Here is an 18,958-nt window from a genome sequence, read left to right as displayed (position 1 = left end):
GCTTCTCCTTCATTCCCACTATGCTCCGGCCAAACACGAAATTCCTGACACTCCCCCGAGATGCGTAAACGGGCAATCTCACATCACTCTCCGAGACCAAGCTGATTTTACTGCTGTCCCACATCAACACCTCTGGCAATGCAGGTTGTTGACTTTCGTTTGAGACTTTGTGACATCGCATATAAAATTTGGAGAAGATCCGGCAGTTATGCTGCGATATCAATGTATATTGCCTTGGCGGTCGATCATCATTGTAATCGCCTGAGGGAAAAATTCACGAGATCGTCTCGGCTTCATCAACGCGTGGTGTGCCGCCGGCCTCGCCACTATCCCGAGCGACATGGCGCGCCACGGTCACATTGTTGCGGATGCATGATGGTCGAACCGTTCGGTCGGCATACAAACGTTTGAAGTAGAGCGCTTGCTTGTTCAGTCCCAAACGTCTGATGGCACGTATCAAGAAATTGCGGGTGTGGCTGTTATCTGAAATCCAAACATTAATGATCAGGCAATCCCCTGCCAGGCATTCGGCACTAGTCAGGGTGCGCGTGCCATTCGCCCAAGCCTCAGCATTATCTCTGGATGTCAGGCCATAGCCTACAAACCCGCGTACTTCCATTGCCTCATCAACAACGAAAGCTTGATGGCCGCGATTGACCTGGGCCTCTAGGATATCGGCCCAGGTGCCGAAAGGCATTTCGGCAAAGACTGGATAGCGCATCGTCAGCCGGACCGCGATCCCGAGCGCCGCTGCCGGATCCTTGAAGCTGACGAGATGAAGACCAGGCATGGGGGCAGACATCATCAAAGTTCCCGCATTTTTGTCTTAGATGTTAGTATTAACATGCCAGTCTCTGAATGAGTGCCGCAATACCGGGCCATTGTCACGATAAGGAGGCAAAAGCCCCTTTATCTTCGCCAGCAATTCTTCGGCGACAAAGGGTTTCGAGTGCCACTGCCATTCGGGACGATCAGTCGGACCACTGTTAGCCCCGTAACCACTCAGGAAAATGAACGGCACCGCTTGCGGGTCCAGCATCTCGGCGACTGGCTAAGCATTACCATCTTTCAGGCTCGGGTCGATCAGCGCGATATCGATTTTATTTCTACGCACTGAGGCTGCTGTATCGGCCACGGTCTCAAAGAGCCCGATAATCTCGCCGTCCGCGTCTTGAATTAGGTCTTCGATCAGCATAGCGATCATCGAGTCGTGTTCTGCGACCAAAATACGGTAACTCATCAGCGAACACTCAATCATAGCTGGAGACAGTCTGAGGTGGCCCCACTTGGCTAGACATGTTGGCGGCGACACTAAGCTAATCCTTGGTTCTGATTACGCCGCCAGTTTGAGGTCCGACACCGCAGCAGGGACACGCCCCGCGTCCGCCGATAGATAACCCTGATAATAGGCCTCGTCCGGCGTTCGTCCTGCAAGGGCAGAGTGCGTCCTCTGGGTGTTTTAGTGGTTGATCCACTACCCAAGCCCCGCGCGCAACGCCAGACCAGTTTCGAATGCATGTAGATAGAAACATTCATATTTCAACGATCATCACAGCCGTTCGATGGAAAACGTTTTCCATCCAGCGGCGCTTGCCATCCATGCGGATTCGGATGCCAGCTGTGATCAGAACCTGGGTAAAGGCCGGACTGGTGAATTGGCTCCCCTGATCCGTATTGAAGATTTCGGGGCGCCCGTGCCGGGCCATGGCCTCCTCCAAAGCTTCGACACAGAACCCCACGTCCATCGTATTGGACAAGCGCCATGACAACACACTGCGGCTCTGCCAATCCATCACCGCTACCAAATACAAAAAGCCCCGGCGCATCGGGATGTGGGTAGTGTCGGTGCACCAGACCTGGTCGGGTCTGACAATCGGCAAATCTCGGAACAGCTAAGGACAGATCCGATGCTCCCGGTGAGGCGCGCTGGTGTTCGGCTTCTGATATATCGCCCGCAACCCCACCTTGCGCATGAGCCGTCCGACTCGATTGCGACTAGTCCGGTGATCCAGCCGTTGTAGGTGGCGCATCATCTGCCGTGAGCCATGAAGTGGGAATTTTAAAAACGCCTCGTCGATCCGCCGCGTCAGCGCCAGCATGCCAGCATTCTCACCTGTCGCCCGATAGAAGCGGCCCGATCGGCTGATCTCCAGCAGCGCGCATTGCTGGACGATCGATAACTCCGCATGCGCTGGCTCGATCACCGCGCGCCGCGGCTGAACACTCATCGACCGGAGGCCTTCGCCAAAAAAATCCCGTTCCACTACCGATTGACCTATCTTGGCGTGCAGCCGGTTGACGTCCGCGTCGTCGGCCGTCTGTGCCGCTTCGGCCTTTCCCGAGAACGTCGCGCCCAATTCTTCGATCGCTTGACGTTTCCATGTCGCAATGATCGTCTGGCGGATAGCATGCTTCGCTACTATTCCGCCAGCGTCAGCCCACCACTAAGCGCTTCCAATGCCACCGTTGCATTGAAGTCAGCCTCATAGCGCTTGCAAGTCACTTTACCCATGAAAACCCGTCTCGATCAAGCGCGAATAGCTTGCCACCCTGTCTAAATTACCAGGGCCATCTCACTTAACGCCATACTTCGAGACCGAAAAAGATGGATTGCTGCTTTGCAAAAAAAGGAGTCGCTCGGCCTGTGGGCGACGAGGATCTATATATGCATTCAAGACTTTGAAAATATTGATATGAAACATTTTTTACGAAATCAAATCAGATCATCCTGCAGTGATAGTATGATGTTGGCCCAAATGGCCAGAGACAGCAGCTTCTACTGGCGCATTGTCTGAAATTGGACGTGAGGGGTCGCCTCTCAGCCGTAGATAACCGTGGCACCGCTAAATGCTAATGTCTGCTTGGGGAATTGGATGCCCGAGCCAAATGCGCGCGGAGGGTGGGGATTCGGCAATGGTGTGCGGGTCGAAATTCAGGGCATGCATACTGACAAAGCGTAAGCGGCGATAACCCTTAAATCTGCTGCTTACGCCTTGGCCTGTAAGCGTTTATCAAACGCCTTATCTAGGAAGTTTTAAATCACTTTATCTCAGTGACAAAGTTTTCACGGCTACGGCGAACCTTTTTCAAATTCACGAGCCAATCACCCTCAGCGGCCCGGTATCCGATGGGGAGCATTACAACGCTGCGCAGATTCTTTGATTTCAAATCAAGAATTTTATCGACTGCTGAAGGATCGAAACCTTCCATCGGCGTTGCATCGACTTCTTCAAAGGCGGCGGCAATCAAAGCTGCACCCAGACCAATATAGGCCTGGCGGGCCGCCGCCTGATAATTCGCTTCTGTGCCTCGATCGGCCACGATGCCCAGCAATTGCTGCCGATAGCTTTCCCAGCCTTCGTTCTTGAAACCACGAACGTCGTTCGTCAGGTCAAACATCATATGGACGCGGTCCTCAGTGATGTCGTCCCAGGCGGCAAATACCAGTAGATGCGAGCAATCAGTAATTTGCGCTTGGTCCCAAGCCACTTCCCGAATTTTTGCGCGAATTTCCGGATTGCTGATGACAAACAGTTCGAACGGCTGAAGCCCGCTTGACGTAGGAGCTAGTCGCACAGCCTCGATGATAACCTCAAGTTTGTCGGTGGGCACCGACTTGGTTGGGTCGAACTTCTTTGTCGCATAACGCCAAGCCAATTTTTCGTTCACGATAGTCATCGTATATTCCCTAGATGAAGCTGATAGTCCGGGCGGGGGCAATGGTTGCGTTCACTGGGAACGCAAATGCGAGAACTCAGCCCCTGTCCTTGATTTAGTCAAAAGACAATCACGGGACGCCCGCGAACGCCTCCTGCGGCAAGCAGTTTCTGAGCGTCCGCAATTTGTTCAGGCGTATATTCGCCAGCGACCCGGAGCTTGATTTCCCCGGTTGAGACCAGATCGCGCAGCAATTCAAGCCAGTCGGTGCGCTCGAGCACTTTGGACACGAATACCGGCTTCACCTTAATGCCTCGTTCCGTAGGCTTATCTGCCCAGCCGCGAACTGGAACGTAGATGCCGTCGTCGCGGATGGCACCGAACGCCTGCTCGCCTAACAATGCGGTATCGAGGAGGGCATCCGCTCCGGCGGGAGCTTCCTGACGGACTGCACCCGAAAAATCCGGTCCACGCTTGATCACAATGTCAGCACCGTAGCCAGCAACCAGGTCAAACTCCTCCGGCTTTGCGTCGGTGATTGTTTTCAGGCCCTGGCGTTTGGCAATCGCTATCGCGTAATGGGCCAGAAGCCCTGCGCCGCCGCTAACCGCGAGTGTTTGTCCTGGCTGAAGACCTGCAAGCTCAAGTGCAAACAGGGCGGTCAGGCCATTCATTGGTAAGGTCGCAGCCTCTGCCATGGATGCGCCCTCCGGGATGGCCACAACAGAGGCCGCGGGCACGACGATATGCTGAGCCTGGGCGCCACCATCTGGGCGGCGCGGCATGACAGCCGCCATCACCTTTTGACCGGCCTGGAGGCGTGAAACACCGGGCCCCGCGGTTTCGATGACGCCCGCAGCGTCCATGCCCGGGACTGCAGGGAAGGCCTGAGCGCCATAACCGGGGTCACGAAGCAAAATATCGGTTGGATTGACGGCTGCCGCGGCAACCGCAATGCGGACTTCGCCTTCGCCGGGGATGCGAACCGAGCGTTTGGCTACTTCGATAACGTCATAACCACCTTGCCGCTGATATGTGATGGCTTTGCTGGATAGTTCCTGATTTGTCACTTTTCACTCCCGATGAAGCGTTGCGCCGCCTCTTTCAGCGACGGCATCCAAACAAGTGGGGTATCTCGGGCAGATCTGTGAGAAGCCGACCAAAAGCTTTCTTGTCGATGCGGTTAGCTCGCCACTAAAGCCTGGGACATCCCTCTCTCCCGTGATAACAGCCGTAAGCGGAGGCTCCTCCGTTCGACAAACATCTAATTGTAGGTAAGTCCGCTTGTCAACACAGCCTCCCCAGCGCGCTGATGCGGCGAAAAATCGAGCGCTTATTGTCGCCGAGGCACGTCGGGTATTTTCGACGGTAGCACCCGTCAGCTCCCTGGAAGCGATCGCGCGCGGTGCGGGGGTAGGTATCGGCACGCTTTATCGGCACTTCCCGACCAAGGAAGCATTAATCGAGGCCGTATATAGCCTGGAGCTTGATGCCTTAGAGAAGGAAGCGCATCAACTCCTGGCCAGTCATTCGAGTTTCGATGCTCTTCGATTTTGGCTTGATCGCTATGCCGAGTTTGTTGCAACCAAACACGCGATGCATGAGGCATTCCGGATTGCATTAACATTCCGGACCGGCGCGATTTCAGAAACACGCTCCCGGATTAACGCGGCCATGGCCAAATTCCTAGCTGCCGGAGCACGGGACAGAAGTCTTCGAACCAATGTAAGGCCTGACGATTTGACCTTGGGTTTTGCAGGTGCGGTGTTCGCGGCAACAACCTCGTCGGATCCAGAGCAGGTTGGGCGTGTCCTCGACCTACTCATGGCTGGGTTACGTCCTGCAGGCACCTAAACCTAAGATACAGCCGTTTTGGCTGAAGCAAAGAGTTTTGATCCGCCTCCGCCATCAAAATTGCTGGCATCTGGCCTATAAAAACCCTCTCCATGCCAGTAGGCGTCTTAGGACGTTCACGGTAGGCTTCCTTCACAAGTCGACAAACAATGTCGAACGTAGGAGGAACTATGAAAGCCGTTGTCCTATCAGATATAAGACGTCCGGAGCTTATCTCGCTCTCTGAGCCACGCATAGAGCCGCACGAGGTGATGCTGCAGGTCGATTATTGCGGCATTTGCGGAAGCGATCTTCATGCCGCCACCTTCGACCTCTTCCAGGTCGGCGTGACGATGGGTCACGAATTCTCCGGTCGCATTGTTGAAATTGGCCGCGATGTGACCGGATGGAGCGTTGGAGACAGGGTTTGCGTCAATCCGAATGGTTCCTACTGCGGTCATTGCGCAAGCTGCCGAAAGGGTCTCTTTAACCTTTGTCCGGTCGCGCTACAGAGAAGCGTAGGCGTCACCGCACCTGGTGGCTTAGCGGAATTCGCTGCTGTCGATGAAAGAACGCTCCATCGCCTTCCAGATTCGGTTACACCCCTTCAGGGCGCCTGGATCGAGCCAGCATCGGTCGCATTGAGGGCGGTGAAGCGCTCCGGAATCCAAGTCGGGGATTCAGCGGTCGTCTTCGGGGCAGGTCCGATAGGTCTGCTGGTCCTCCTAATGCTGCGCCTTGCCGGTGTTGGAAGGGTGACCGTCGTCGAGCCAAATGAAGCGAGGCGAGACATGGCACGGTCGTCAGGGGCGGACGCAGTCGTGGATCCACGAGCGGCTGGGCCAGAGCTGGAACTTCCAGAAGGGGATGGACGACCTGGCTTTGCATTCGACTGCGTCGGCTCCAAAGCCGTGATGGAAGCTGCAGTTCACGTGCTGCCTGCTCATGGCACCCTCACCGTCGTTGGCGTCGCGCAGCACCCCATCGGTTTTTCACCTACTGAGCTACTCTTCAAAGAGATCCAAATCAAAGGCAGTTTTATCTACAATGACGAATTCAGACAGACGATAAACCTGATGGCAACGGGCAAGCTTGATGTCTCGTCGCTGACGTCCGGTGTTCGGCCGCTTGCAGAGGCGGTCGAAGCGATTGACGAGATGAGATCTGGCGGAGCGATTATCAAATACCTAATTTCTACGACAGAAGCGGTGTAGACTCGTGAAGAGCCAATAGGACGACGCACAAAAGACGCAATAACCAAAGCGTCCTGCACCGAAAGACGGAAATGAAAATCGCCACCTTTAACGTCAACGGTATCAATGGTCGTCTCCCTGTTCTCCTTAAATGGCTGGAGAGCACGAGACCTGACGTTGTCTGCCTCCAGGAACTGAAAGCACCACAGGAAAAGTTCCCAGAACCTGTTATTCAAGATGCTGGTTATGGCGCGATTTGGCATGGCCAAAAAAGTTGGAACGGCGTTGCCTTGCTCGCCCGTGGTGCTAAGCCAATCGAAACTCGTATTGGCCTACCGGGCGACCCTGACGATTTACACAGTCGCTATATCGAAGGTGCCGTAGAAGGTGTTCTAATCGGATGCCTCTACCTGCCCAACGGCAACCCCGCTCCTGGACCAAAGTTTGATTACAAGCTGCGGTGGTTCGAGCGGCTCTTGGCTCATGGGGCGACCTTGATTGCTGCTGACTATCCCGTTGTATTGGCGGGCGACTTTAACGTCATGCCGACGGACCTGGACGTCTATAAACCCGAGCGGTGGGTCGATGATGCGTTATTCAGGCCGGAAGTCCGACAGGCTTTTCGCCGACTGCTGGAGCAGGGATGGACGGACGCATTACGCTCGATGCATCCAGACGAACAGATATTCACGTTCTGGGACTATTTCCGAAATGCGTTCGGTCGGAATGCAGGGCTCCGCATCGACCACCTTCTTCTGAGCCCGGCCATTGCAGGGCGGCTGATTGGCTCTGGCGTCGACCGCGAGGTGCGTGGTTGGGAAAAAGCCAGCGACCACGCACCAACATGGATCAAGCTTGGGAGTGACCACAAAAAGAAACGCACTCCAAAGGCCAAGACACGGAGGCAAAGCTAATGGCTGTGAAGAAGCGTGTTCTTGTCCCTCTCGAAGCGCTCAACTTCTTCATGGCCGACATGCAGTCGGGTATCGGACCATTTCTCGGCATCTTCCTGCTCGCCCATCACTGGCATAGCGGCGCCATCGGAACGGTTATGACGTTAGGTGGCATTTCTGGAATGCTTATGACAGCACCATTCGGTGCGCTAATCGATGCCACGAAGCGGAAGCGCTCTTACGTTGCGATACCCGGTGCGTGTGCCGTTTTGGCATCGCTTCTCGTTCTGATTTCGCAGAACTTTTGGGTCATCGCTCTTTCACAGGTGGCAACCGCAATAGCCGGTGCGGCGATTGGACCAGCGGTGTCGGGTATGACCTTGGCATCGTTCGCCAGGCAGGCTTCCCGCGCCAAAATGGTCGCAATCAAGTCTTCAACCATGCCGGGAACATGGTGGGGGCGAGCCTGTCTGGGTATCTCGGCTGGCGCTATGGCTACACTGCCGTATTTTGGCTAGCTGTGCTGTTTGGCGGTCTATCGATTATCTCGGTATTTCTTATCCCACGCGATGCCATTGATGATGACGCAGCACGAGGGATGAAAGAGGACCGTAAGCATGAAAAGACGACAAGTGGATTTAAGGTCCTCTTGCAGAGCCGTCCTCTCCTTGTTCTAGCAGCGGCACTAGCGTGCTTCCATCTCGGTAATGGTGCCTTGCTACCTCTTTACGGCTTGGCCGTTGTGTCCGCTCACCCAGGTAACCCGACAATCTTCGTCGCTGAGACTATCGCGGTCGCCCAAGCGGTGATGATCCTCGCGTCCATCGTTGCAACACGAATGGCGCAGCGACAGGGCTATTGGTGGATCTTGCTTATTACGTTCATCGCACTCCCCATTCGCGGTGTGGTCGCGTCGTTCCTAGTCGTCCATTGGGGCGTCTTTCCAGTGCAGGCCCTCGACGGCGTTGGTGCAGGTCTGCAAAGTGTTGCTGTGCCAGGCCTCGTCGCACGCGTCCTGAATGGAACAGGCCGCGTCAATGTCGGCCAAGGAGCAGTGATGACTGTCCAGGGTTTGGGAGCATCGATTAGTCCCATGCTGGGCGGCTGGATTGCTGAAGGTCTCGGTTATCGCATCACCTTCGTCACGTTAGGTTCCTTCGCTCTTCTGTCACTCGCCATATGGCTAATCACGGTGAGATGGATGAAGCCTGTGTGCGAAGGGTAAATATCTGCCGAGGCAGAGGCACACGATGTTTTTTTGCTGTGTGATCCTATGGTTGTTCTCGCTGCTGACCAAATCCGATTGTGTGATAGCCGTTGGCGTGAAACGGAATCATTCGGATTCGCAAAAGGTCGAGGCCTGCCCGACCCTACATGGCACGCTTGAGTGCTTTGAGTCGGTTAATCTGTCCTTCTGTTTGTCCATTGCTCCATCGCTCGGTGATGTCGTAGCGGACTGCGGCGAGATCATGCCGCAGGGTGTTCGTAAATTGCCTCATGCTATAAATGCCCGAGCTTGTGGCATCGTTCAGCCAGGCCTCTAATGACCTTGCATCGGTGCCTCGCAGAATGCATCGGCACCGCAGCGCCAATATTCGCATCATGGCAAATTTGGGCGATGTTTCTTTTAGCGTCTTCATTTTTGCAGCTTGTTCATCGGTCGGCAATCCACGCCGCTTGATGCATAGCGCTGCCCCCACAATCGGTGGCACGCGGCACGCAACGGCGTCGCCTACTGCCGGAGGTCGCTTTTGAGCGGCGATCCTGGACATGGTCGAGAAATGCGCCTGCCGCTACCTGTTCAGAAGTGGGTCAGGCTGCCGGTGTGGCCAAGCGGGCGGATCTCCGGGAGCAACTGCCGCCCCATGAGCAACTCATGGGCCATTTGAGTGTGAGATATGGCCCGCAGGACGAGGCACCTTCTGCACATCAAGACTGGACCGCGAGCCAATTATCCTGCGATAGGATTTCCAGAGGAGATCCGAATGCCTGTTGTGCTTTGTGTTGATGGTGATGAAGAGGTGAGAGATTGGCTTGATCTCGTACTTGGAGAGGCCGGCTACGAGGTGCACTTTGCCGAAATGGCAAGCGATGTCGTCAAACCGTTGCGCGATAATTTTAGATTAGATCTTCTCATTACGGATTTTGAGATGTCTGAGGAGTCAATCTCAGGCTTGGCACTCGCTAAGCTTGCTCGCAATTCTCAACCCGATCTGCCGATTGTTTTTCTTTCTGAACTATCAGATTTGGAAGAGAAGGTTGAGGAAATCGCGAGGCCAATGCTCATTCTCAAAAAGCCGATTGGCAGGGACGCTTTGGTCGCAGCTATCCGGGGCTTTTTGGGAACCGAGATCTGACGTTAGGCCTGCTGCGCGTTATGAGGGGTGCGCTGAATGGCCAAATACGAACCTAGCGCGGCACGCCGATGTGTCGCCATTTCCACACGCAATTTTTTCGCGGCCAGCATCTCGTAGAGTTCAGCCAAGTTTACGTTCAACTTGCTGGCTGCTCGCTTGGCCGCAATCCCCTCGTCGTGGACAAGACGCCACGCGTCCGCTGAGCGGGCATCATATACAGTTTGAGACATGGTCACCTCGTCGCTAGAGCCCCATAGATGGTGGCTTTCCCGGAATGTCAAGAAAAGTTCCTATTTTGTTCTTTTCAGTTCGATTTAGCCAAATGGTCATCAAGCTGTAAACAGCTCTGCCAGCGCCTCCCTGCCCTCGGATAGGCGATTTGTGAATTGCGCCAGGCTTCGCAGGGATGATGGCGCTTTGCTCGAGACAGAGGAGGGCACGGTTACGTAGGCCCAGGCAAAGGGGGACTGCAGGATCAGTCGCTTTCCTTCGCCGAGAAACTCCTCCCCCTCTAACAGCGTAAGGACAATGTCAGTCTGTTGAGTTTCACTGAGAGATGGGTTTTTTCGCATAAAGCGTGCAAGAAATCCCATCGAATCGAAGCTTACATATTGTTCTGTATAAGCTTTCGGGGCTGATCGCGGGTGCTTCAGTGCGAAGCAATTAAGGCAGCCCTTTGGAACAGAAATCCTGTTGCAGCATCTGAGAAAATTAAAAATCAGGGCTTGCAACTGCGCGCTTTATGCAGAAGAGCCCAGCTCCCAATGAAAATCAACAACGGTGCGGCACCGGCAGCCTCGGCAGACCGGTTAGCTAGTGCGGCGAAGTAGCCTAAGACGGTTTAAAAAGCGTTTTGCCAGTTGAATATTCGCAACATACGCTGTCAGCCTCGCAAACTCGGCCATTGGGCGGCACTGCCTTGCAAGCGGCGCAGCCATGGCGAAAAGCGGTCAGCAAATGTCAGCCTGACGTAACGGGGGGCACAGCCCCGCGTCCCTTGTTGGCAATTTAATCAGATTAAACAAAGTAAAAATTTATGTAATTGCAATTAAGCAATGTGCGAGGTGGGGAAATATTGAAGTCTGCCATTTCCCGTATCTAGAAAAGCCACTTGTGCCGATTGAACCGAGGTCAAAATAATCGCATGAAATGTAGATTTTCGGCAATTCAATCAGATTTAAACCCGCCTTATCTCCTAAGATTGTGGAAAAATCTGACAATTATAGATAAAAATTTGGTGGATATGGTCCTGTTAGTGATGAACTAACTGCTAAAAGCGACCTAAATGAGGCTTGATGAATCGATATTTTTTATGTCATGGCAAAATTCTCATCGCTAGAGTGCAACAAGACTTAGGAAAACGTACTTTTTAGTAGCTCGTTACGCGGGGGCAGATTTCATGTCACGGTCTTCTATCTCAGAGTCGATTGATGATGTGGATAGCCCAAGCACTCCTGTGCATCCTCGGACTAGCATGCTTCGCATCGCCGTCATTCATGGGCGTGTGCTCGCTCGCGAATGCCTCAGTCAAGTCTTAATGCCGTCACCTCGGGATCACTGGACAGTCGAGACTTACGTATCCGTTTCCGATGCATTTTCTCCTGATTATGATCCGCCTGACGTCGCATTGATATATGTTGGAAGTGGAGCAAAGGAGGTAATTCAAAAAATATCTGAGACTATACGAAAATACGACTCCACAAAATTTATGATTTTTGTGGATGAAACAACGGAGGCAGTGGCTGGGGCGGCGCGTTGCGCTATTGATTGCGGAGCCCATGGTTTTTTTTCCACAGCGGACACGGGTGTTCGTATGCTTCGCTCAGCCGTCGAATTTGTAGCGAATGGAGGAGCTTATGTTCCGACTTCATTGCTCCTCGATACTTCAACAAACCCTTCTCAAGCGATGATCACACGTTTACAAAACTCCCTTACGGTGAGGCAGTCCGAAGTATTGGCCTGCATTAAGCAAGGAAAGCCGAACAAAGTAATTGCTCATGAGCTTGGCATGAGTGAGTCGACAGTTAAAATTCACGTTCGAAATATTTTACAACAACTAGGAGCAATCAATCGAACTCAGGCAGTATTTTTGGCCTATTAGGCGCCACTAGATTAACCCATCGTCAAAAAAACTTTGCATTCGTGAGATAGCTATCGCTTAGCATCTGTCAGCACGCGACGGCTTGCAATTACTTAGTGTGAGATCGATACGAGGAACTAAGCAAGATCTCGACAATATTGTGGAAGTCAATCTTTGACACCCGTTGGGAGCCGGGCTAGCCGTTTGCATGCTTCCAAAAGCCTCTTTGAACGTCTCACTGACCCTCAACTTATGGCCTATGTGGACGCTTTAGTCGGCACGGGGCGGTACAGACCGCGTCAGAGGTACTGCGAGCAGGTTTGCGCCTCCTGCAGCGGGAAGAAAGCGCGCCGATGGCGCCTACCGTCCGGGCAGTCCTAAAAGAAATCCCCGATAGATGTGGGTCCCAAGTCGTGCAGCGAGCCGTTCGTGGTTGACGCTGCCGACCAGCCTGTGCCGGTGATTGCCATTGGTGCATCTGCAGGCGGTATTCAGGCTTTCTTCAAGACCATGCCCGCGGAAAGTGGCTTGGCTCTTATTGTGATGTTGCACTGAGGCTCCCGCAATTGTGAAAAGCAATAACAAATCACACCGGAGCGAGAGAAATTAGAGCGCCAGCTCAAATCCCTGCGGGGCGATATCCGACAACTGCAGCTCGAACATGATCTCTCGAAGAAGGCTAATGAATTGCTAGAAAAAAGGCCTGGGCGTCGACCTGCACCTCCTGAGTAAGCGGGGAAAGACAGTGCTGGTTGACGCCCTCAAAGATCTTTATCGGCTGCCGGACCTGCTTGCTTAGCTGAAGTTGGCACGAAGCTCATACCGACAACGCGGCGTGCGAAGGCTTCTTCGGACGCCTAAAAACTGAATTATTCTATCCGCGAGACTGGAAGACCTCGACAATTGAACAATTCGTTGAGGCCGTTGATTCCTGCATCCTCTGGTATAGTGAAAAGCGCGTCAAGATCCCTCGGGCTCTCAGTCCCCTTGAATATCGACAGAGTCTTGGCATTAGAGTTTAAAATGTATGCCAAGTTTTTATCCGCATCCCCGACGTAACTTGTGCTACTTTCGCACCCAATCAAAATTGGCTCACTGCACGCTCACGTTCAACTGGCGCATGGTCCGAAAGTGGACTCGGCGGGATGCGGTCCAGCCGCAGGCGACCATGGCACCAAAATCGACGATGCCGGCCGGCTTCGGCGCTTACCTGGCCCAACGGTGGAACGAAGGATGCACAATAGGGCGGCAGCTAGTCGCGGAGATCCGGCCGCTTGGCTACACAGGGAGCCTAACCCATCTTCAATAGCGCCTCAACGGCTGGCGCCGTGCCCATTTCGCGGCAGTAATCACATCCTCGCCCCCAGATTGGACTAGGTTGCCTGATGGCAAACCGAGGGCACACGTGCCACCGATTGTCGCGTCAGCGCTTTGCATCAAACTACGCGGGTTGCTGACTAAAGCCCAATGCGAAAAAGTGGATGACTTGAAGGAGGCGTCCACTGAGTTCGCCGCAATGCGTGCCCTCGCCATGCGTTTTCGTGGGCTTCTGAGGCGCGGCAATATCGAATTGCTGGATCCTTAGCTACAGAACGCAGCCAGCTCCGGCATCCATGCGATGGGACAGTTTACAGCGACGCTTCGTCGGGACATTGGTGCCGTCCGCAACGCTATCGTGGAGCCTTGAAGCAAGGGTCAGACAGAGGGGCAAATCAACCGTCTAAAAACTCTCAAGCGCGCAATTTATGGTCGTGCTAGTGCCGAGTTACTCCGCACGAGGATGCTTCCCCTTTATTCAACTTGACGTCACATCATTTGAGCCAGACCCCCTCAATGTGAGGGAGAGCCATTTTAAAGGACAATGACATTGGCCCTGGTAAATTGTAGCGGTTGAACAATTTGGATTCAGCGCCAGCAGGCTCATCGAATTGCAGGACAAAATGCGAAAAGACGACTTCAATCCTTGCGAGCACCTCAAAAGCCTCTTCGCCTTCAACATGTGGAAGACCCGTTAGCGGCGGGCGGCTAACTTCCTAGACCACCATCTACAACATGCACATGTCCGGTGATGAAGCTACTCATAGAGGATGCAAGAAACAAAGCGGCTTTGGCCACCTCCTCAGGCTTGGCGTGACGGCCAAGCGGAATGTCGCTATCGATCGCTTGCGTGATATTGCGCCCGGTGACGGCGCTCAGCTGATTTTCGATGCTAGTCTGGAAGGGATTGTCGATCGGACCGGGATTGAGCGAGTTGACGCGAATGCCGCGTCCGGCCCAGGCATGGGCGGCCGCGCGGACAACGCCGGTCTGCGCGTGCTTGGCAACCGTATAGGCGATGTTGTTTTCAGAACCGGCGCCCCCGCGAAGACCCGCCAAGCTTGATGTGACAATGATGCTGCTCTGGTCATTCATATATGGCGGCGCCATTTTGCAGACGAGATAGGCTGCGCGTGCGTGAATGCGCAAAGTCCGATCGAAGGCGTCGTCATCATAGTCGGCCAATGGCGCGATATGTCCGTGATTTCCGGCATTGCTGAAAACGACGTCGATAGGACCCCACAGCCCGTTGGTTGCCGCGAGATAGCCCGCTACATCGGCGGATTCCGCGACATCCCCCTTGAAGACGGCGACTTTGTCGGAGCCGAGGCTCGCTTTCGCCGCCGCCAGCCGTCCATCGTCAAGATCAACCAGCATCACGCGCGCCCCTTCCGACAGGAACAGCCGCGCGGCGGCAAGACCGACACTGCCGCACCCGCCCGTGATAATGCAGGTCTTGTCATCAAGAAGGTTTTTCATGCGCGAGAGATCCTTGGGGCTTTCAGGCGATGGGCATGGCTGACGGAGAGACCTAGGCGAAACTATGCTGAGATGGAACCGGCTTTCGCGTCAGGGTGAGCGTGAGGATAAAGCCACATAGCAGCAAGGCCGCGGCGACATGAAAGGCGATGATATAGCCGCCGGCCTTCTGCACCAGATAACCGGTAATGATGGGCGCGGCCAAGCCGAACAGATTGCCGCCGAAGGCGGTCAGCGCGAAGACCGTCGGCACGTCGCGAGGATTTTCCAGAATATCGCTCGCCAGGGTGAAATTCAGGCCCGCGCCGCCCGCGCATCCTGTCAGAACGAAGGTCAGAACAGCCAGCAGCGCCCAGACATTCGTGACAACGGTCGCGAGCAGGATGAGCAAGGACAGAGCGGCTGAGATCGCCACAAAGTTGCGCCGCCGGCCGCGCTTGATATCGGTCGTCGACAGGCTGCGGTCGCTGATACGCGCAATAATGAGGCTGAAGACGACAGCGAGCAGATAAGGCGCCGCTGTCAGATACCCCGTCTGCATTTCCGTCAGATGACGCGTGGTTTCCAGGAACATCGGCAGCCAGCTGAGGAACAGGAAGGCCGTATAGACAAGACAAGCCTGCGTTAGGATCAGTCCCCAGATGCTGCTATGCGACAGGAGGAAGATCAGTGACGAGGCGGTCGGGTTCGCCTTAATCCGGCTTTCGTCAAGGTCCTGATTGTCCAAAATCATGAGCTTTTCGGCTTTGGGCAGCCATTTAACTTCGGCCGGCGCGCCATACCACAAGAACCAGAACGCCATCCAGCCGAAGCCAAGGACGCCAAGCAGAATGAAAGGCGCGCGCCAGCCCACCCAGCCGACCAGGGCGGCAGTGAACAAAGCACCGATCGCCGCACCCGCCTGACAGCCGCCATTAAACAAAGCGGTGACGACGCCGCGCTCGCGCTCGGGGAACCAGTCGCGGATCACGCGGCCACAGGCTGGGAATGTTGCGGCCTCGCCGGCGCCCATGAGAAGTCGCGACACGATCATGCCGCCGTAGCTGCTGACGACGCCCATCAGCAGCGTGGCTGCCGACCACACGGCCATGGCGCCGCCGACCATCGCCCGGGGGCGGACTGTTTCGTTCAAAAGTCCAAGCGGCACCAGACAGACAACATAGGTCCACAGGAAGGCTGAAAAGAGATAGCCGAGTTGGACAGAGGTAAAGCCGAAGGCTGCCACCAGGGGTTTCGCCGCCACGGACAGCGCGATGCGGTCCATGAAATTGATGACGACTAGAAGAAAAATCACCAACGCGACCCAGGCACGGCGAGCTATCATGGTTTCCTCAACTTTTTTGTGGGCCAAAGCCCGAGAACGTGAAGCGTGACCCAGTTTGCAGCTATAGACTATTGGAAATTTCTGTCTAACGAGTTTCCGTTGCCGTGAATGATTGGAATTTTCAATGAGTCGCATTTCCATCCCCCAGATTGAGGCTTTCTACTGGGTGATAGAACTGGGCTCGCTGCAAAAAGCGGCCAGCCGGTTGAGCGTGACGCAATCCACCATCTCGCTCCGCTTGCGGCAGCTGCAGGAAGAGTTGCCAAGGGCAGTTCTTGTGCCCTCCGGCCGTGGTGTGAAGGCAACCCATGAGGGTTTTGCGCTGTTTGAACATGCGAAGGGTGTTCTAGACGCCTTTCATCGTCTGGAGCGGATGGATGCCGCGCCGGCGATTGCGGGATCTTTGCGGATCGGTTTGGCGGAAGGCTTTGCCGTGACCTGCCTGGCGGAACTGATTTCGGAACTCTCTCGGCGGCATCCGCATTTGAAGCCAGAATGGACGATAGCAACAAGCTATTTGCTTCAGCATAGTCTGCTGGAGGGCAATCTTGATCTCGCCGTCCTGGTCGACCCGATGGGCGACCGCGCTTTGCGTCTTGTTCCGCTCGCATCGCAGGACAATGTCTGGGTGGCGCCGCATTTCATGGCCGTTCCGAAAAATGCGACGCCCGAGCAATTGCTGCCGCTGTCGATCATCACCACGCCGCCGCCTACGCCGATGTATCGCAAGACGCTAGACTGGTTCGCCGAGGACCGACAGACGCCGCGCAATCTTTGCCAATGTACCAGCGTCAACGCCGCGATGCAGCTTGTCCGTGCCGGTATCGGCATCGGCATATTCCCGGCGCCGATGGTAAAGGTCTTCGACACAGCTGGCCGTCTCAAGATCGTCAAAACAAAGAGGCCGCTACCCCGCAGCCGTCTTTACATCGGCGAGCTTGGCGGCGGGAACCGAGACAAGATCGAGGCCGCCATGGACGCTCTGAACGTCATTTCGCATCGCCATTATCAAGCAAAATAGCCGCGAAAGTTTCGGCACGTGTTTAAGACGGCTGTAGTTCGATCAACTGGGCGTGATCCATAACGGCCTGCCCCAGAGCGACCATGTCCTGAATAAGCCGATCATTATCGGCAAAGCGAAAGACTGCGAACATCCGAGATGGGTGCAAAGGTAATTTGCTGCCAAGGGCTTTGACGCGGCCGGCTACGATGGCCCCCTGTACCAGCCGGCGGGGCAGCAGGCTGGCGCCAAGACCGGCGGCCACCAACTGCGCGACCATTGTGGGACTGGTGCAGCGACAGATGGCGCTTGGCTCCAGTCCGGCCTGCCGGAACCATTCCGTGATTTGCCACCACATCGGTGCCGGCGGCGGATTGGTGACAATGAGAATACCGGCCAGATCCCGTGGATGGAGGCGCGCGGGCAGATTGAAGGACGGCGCGGCAGCCCAGACGGCGGGTTGCGTGCCGAGTGGCACCAGAGTCAGCTTTGGGTCGCCGGTCGGATTGATCGCGAAAGCAAGGTCAAGCCGCCGCTCCAGGATCTCACCCTCAAGATCGGCACTGGTACCGACGGTGAATTCCAGTCGCACGCTTGGGTAGCGAGAGGCGACGCGGGCCATATAGGCCGGAAGGCAGGCCTGAGCGAAGGTTTCTGTGACACCGATGCGAATGACGCCGTGGCTTTGCCAGGCTTCCCCCATAGCTGCGTGAATTTTGCTGTAGTCTTCGATTACCGCCGCGACATGCGGCACCAGCGCCTCTCCGCGCTGAGTCAGCACGACATGGCGCCCCTGACGCTCGAACATCGTATGGCCGAGATCGGCTTCCAATTGGTCGATGCGCAGCGAGATGGTCGGCGGAGCCACATTGAGGTGCCGGGCCGCTTCCTTGACCGATCCCAGGCGCGCCACCCAATAAAAGGCTTCAAGCTGGGCTGAGCTAGGGCGCATAATTTTAAAAACCTGAATCGAAAAACACAAAATTTCTAAATTGTTTTATCTGCCAGGCCCTGCCTATCCTGCAAGCATAAAAATGAGGAAACGGCGGCATGAGGCGCCATCACACCAATATTTGGCATGTCATGTGGCAATATCATCTGATCTTTTCTTAGACGTTTGCATTATTGTGCGACGCAATATCTGGCCGGAGACAAGCCATCATCATGATGAATGGATACAGCATAGCGCTGCCTGATGCGGTCAGGCAAAGCATTCGTGAAGATCTTCCGGAAGTCGATCTGATCTCGAAGCAGTCGCTGAGAGAACAGTGCATCGATGCATGGGCGATTGCCCTGTCGTTTTCCAGCTTCAAGCGTGTGCGCGATCTGCCGGGGGAGGCTATCCCCGGAACGCTCCTTCTGAAGGAAGGTGGCCAGGATCTGCATCTGCGCGGCGTGACGAAGCTGGCACTGGGCTATGTCGACTATTTCGCCGCGGCTTTTCCGCTGGCCGATATTGATCGCGACATCGTCATCGCCGGCGGGCTTTGCCATGACGTCGGCAAGACCTTTGAATGCGACCCTGAGAATCAACAGCGATGGAACAAGGACGGCAGTCGCTTTGGCTGGCCTTCGCTGCGCCATCCCATTTACGGGGCCCATATCTGCCTTCTTGCCGGTCTGCCGGAAGAGGTCGCGCATATTGCCGCCAGCCATTCGCCCGAAGGTGACAATGTGAAACGAAGCCTGGAATGCGTTGTCATTCATGAAGCCGATGTTGCCTGGTGGCGTATCGCTGCGGCTTCCGGTCTTGTTCAGCCAGAAAGCCTGCCGCCGGATTTCGCCAAGATGTTTCACCAACGCTCGGAACGTCGTGGCTAGTTTG

The 18,958-nt window shown here is 55.1% G+C and carries 17 protein-coding genes and 4 pseudogenes; 11 read left to right on the top strand and 10 right to left on the bottom strand.

The genetic code is table 11. The annotated features are described in order from the left end of the window. Positions 1-274 precede the first annotated feature (274 nt). The 5 genes and pseudogenes from ASILVAE211_RS23195 to ASILVAE211_RS26420 all read right to left on the bottom strand — a co-directional run bounded on the left by ASILVAE211_RS23195 (position 275) and on the right by ASILVAE211_RS26420 (position 4,727). Complete coding sequence (locus ASILVAE211_RS23195; protein WP_227323745.1) at positions 275-805, bottom strand: hypothetical protein; 531 nt, start codon at positions 803-805, stop codon at positions 275-277. Between the two features lie 246 nt (positions 806-1,051). After that, positions 1,052-1,240, bottom strand: coding sequence for a response regulator (locus ASILVAE211_RS23190; protein ID WP_227323744.1), 189 nt, complete (start codon positions 1,238-1,240; stop codon positions 1,052-1,054). Between the two features lie 93 nt (positions 1,241-1,333). Beyond that, positions 1,334-2,512 (bottom strand): annotated as a pseudogene (locus ASILVAE211_RS23185) (IS3 family transposase). Positions 2,513-3,039: 527 nt separating this feature from the next. Then, positions 3,040-3,678 (bottom strand): nitroreductase family protein, encoded by a 639-nt coding sequence (locus ASILVAE211_RS23180; RefSeq protein ID WP_227323743.1) that lies wholly within the window; start codon positions 3,676-3,678, stop codon positions 3,040-3,042. A 98-nt stretch (positions 3,679-3,776) separates the two neighbouring features. Beyond that, entirely contained in the window at positions 3,777-4,727 is a 951-nt protein-coding gene (locus ASILVAE211_RS26420; protein ID WP_227323742.1) for a quinone oxidoreductase family protein, read from the bottom strand. A 214-nt stretch (positions 4,728-4,941) separates the two neighbouring features. Between ASILVAE211_RS26420 and ASILVAE211_RS23170 the strand changes: the two genes are divergently transcribed. The 4 genes and pseudogenes from ASILVAE211_RS23170 to ASILVAE211_RS23150 all read left to right on the top strand — a co-directional run. After that, complete coding sequence (locus ASILVAE211_RS23170; RefSeq protein WP_227323741.1) at positions 4,942-5,511, top strand: TetR/AcrR family transcriptional regulator; 570 nt, start codon at positions 4,942-4,944, stop codon at positions 5,509-5,511. 170 nt (positions 5,512-5,681) lie between these two features. Beyond that, positions 5,682-6,704 carry a zinc-dependent alcohol dehydrogenase gene (locus tag ASILVAE211_RS23165; RefSeq protein ID WP_227323740.1) on the top strand — a complete coding sequence of 341 codons (1,023 nt, stop codon included), beginning with the start codon at positions 5,682-5,684 and terminating at the stop codon, positions 6,702-6,704. 71 nt (positions 6,705-6,775) lie between these two features. Then, on the top strand, positions 6,776-7,597 hold the full coding sequence (gene xth, locus ASILVAE211_RS23160; RefSeq protein WP_227323739.1) for an exodeoxyribonuclease III: 822 nt from the start codon (positions 6,776-6,778) through the stop codon (positions 7,595-7,597). Between the two features lie 89 nt (positions 7,598-7,686). Further along, positions 7,687-8,801 (top strand): annotated as a pseudogene (locus ASILVAE211_RS23150) (MFS transporter); the annotation flags it as partial. A 145-nt stretch (positions 8,802-8,946) separates the two neighbouring features. Here ASILVAE211_RS23150 and ASILVAE211_RS23145 read toward each other — a convergent pair. Next, positions 8,947-9,348 (bottom strand): transposase, encoded by a 402-nt coding sequence (locus tag ASILVAE211_RS23145; protein ID WP_227323736.1) that lies wholly within the window; start codon positions 9,346-9,348, stop codon positions 8,947-8,949. 213 nt (positions 9,349-9,561) lie between these two features. Between ASILVAE211_RS23145 and ASILVAE211_RS23140 the strand changes: the two genes are divergently transcribed. Continuing rightward, on the top strand, positions 9,562-9,933 hold the full coding sequence (locus ASILVAE211_RS23140; RefSeq protein WP_227323735.1) for a response regulator: 372 nt from the start codon (positions 9,562-9,564) through the stop codon (positions 9,931-9,933). 2 nt (positions 9,934-9,935) lie between these two features. On the opposite strand, the gene ASILVAE211_RS23135 is transcribed toward ASILVAE211_RS23140, so the two are convergent. Beyond that, on the bottom strand, positions 9,936-10,163 hold the full coding sequence (locus ASILVAE211_RS23135) for a hypothetical protein (RefSeq protein ID WP_227323734.1): 228 nt from the start codon (positions 10,161-10,163) through the stop codon (positions 9,936-9,938). 1,244 nt (positions 10,164-11,407) lie between these two features. Here ASILVAE211_RS23135 and ASILVAE211_RS23130 point away from each other — a divergent pair. The 4 genes and pseudogenes from ASILVAE211_RS23130 to ASILVAE211_RS26655 form a co-directional block, all read left to right on the top strand. Further along, positions 11,408-12,034 carry a helix-turn-helix transcriptional regulator gene (locus ASILVAE211_RS23130; protein WP_227323733.1) on the top strand — a complete coding sequence of 209 codons (627 nt, stop codon included), beginning with the start codon at positions 11,408-11,410 and terminating at the stop codon, positions 12,032-12,034. Positions 12,035-12,442: 408 nt separating this feature from the next. Further along, entirely contained in the window at positions 12,443-12,568 is a 126-nt protein-coding gene (locus tag ASILVAE211_RS26190; RefSeq protein WP_264479075.1) for a hypothetical protein, read from the top strand. 36 nt (positions 12,569-12,604) lie between these two features. Then, positions 12,605-12,809, top strand: a pseudogene (locus ASILVAE211_RS26660) (IS3 family transposase); the annotation flags it as partial. 28 nt (positions 12,810-12,837) lie between these two features. Next, positions 12,838-13,035, top strand: a pseudogene (locus tag ASILVAE211_RS26655) (IS3 family transposase); the annotation flags it as partial. A gap of 1,003 nt (positions 13,036-14,038) precedes the next feature. Here the strand turns inward: ASILVAE211_RS26655 and ASILVAE211_RS23115 are convergent. Both ASILVAE211_RS23115 and ASILVAE211_RS23110 read right to left on the bottom strand, forming a co-directional pair. Then, the gene (locus ASILVAE211_RS23115; protein ID WP_227323732.1) at positions 14,039-14,809 is read right to left on the bottom strand and encodes an SDR family NAD(P)-dependent oxidoreductase; all 771 of its coding nucleotides are present in this window, start codon (positions 14,807-14,809) and stop codon (positions 14,039-14,041) included. A 52-nt stretch (positions 14,810-14,861) separates the two neighbouring features. After that, positions 14,862-16,133 (bottom strand): MFS transporter, encoded by a 1,272-nt coding sequence (locus ASILVAE211_RS23110; protein ID WP_227323731.1) that lies wholly within the window; start codon positions 16,131-16,133, stop codon positions 14,862-14,864. Positions 16,134-16,257: 124 nt separating this feature from the next. Between ASILVAE211_RS23110 and ASILVAE211_RS23105 the strand changes: the two genes are divergently transcribed. Further along, positions 16,258-17,154, top strand: a complete 897-nt coding sequence (locus tag ASILVAE211_RS23105) for a LysR family transcriptional regulator (protein ID WP_227323730.1) — start codon at positions 16,258-16,260, stop codon at positions 17,152-17,154. 22 nt (positions 17,155-17,176) lie between these two features. Here ASILVAE211_RS23105 and ASILVAE211_RS23100 read toward each other — a convergent pair whose 3' ends face one another. Continuing rightward, complete coding sequence (locus tag ASILVAE211_RS23100) at positions 17,177-18,085, bottom strand: LysR family transcriptional regulator (protein ID WP_227323729.1); 909 nt, start codon at positions 18,083-18,085, stop codon at positions 17,177-17,179. A 212-nt stretch (positions 18,086-18,297) separates the two neighbouring features. Here ASILVAE211_RS23100 and ASILVAE211_RS23095 point away from each other — a divergent pair, with 212 nt between their 5' ends. Continuing rightward, positions 18,298-18,954 carry an HD domain-containing protein gene (locus ASILVAE211_RS23095; protein WP_227323728.1) on the top strand — a complete coding sequence of 219 codons (657 nt, stop codon included), beginning with the start codon at positions 18,298-18,300 and terminating at the stop codon, positions 18,952-18,954. Positions 18,955-18,958 lie beyond the last annotated feature (4 nt).

The organism is Acidisoma silvae, from assembly GCF_020618775.1.
Taxonomy (GTDB): domain Bacteria; phylum Pseudomonadota; class Alphaproteobacteria; order Acetobacterales; family Acetobacteraceae; genus Acidisoma; species Acidisoma silvae.
Note: the sequence above shows the minus strand (reverse complement) of the source record. Positions and strands in the feature narration are given on the sequence as shown.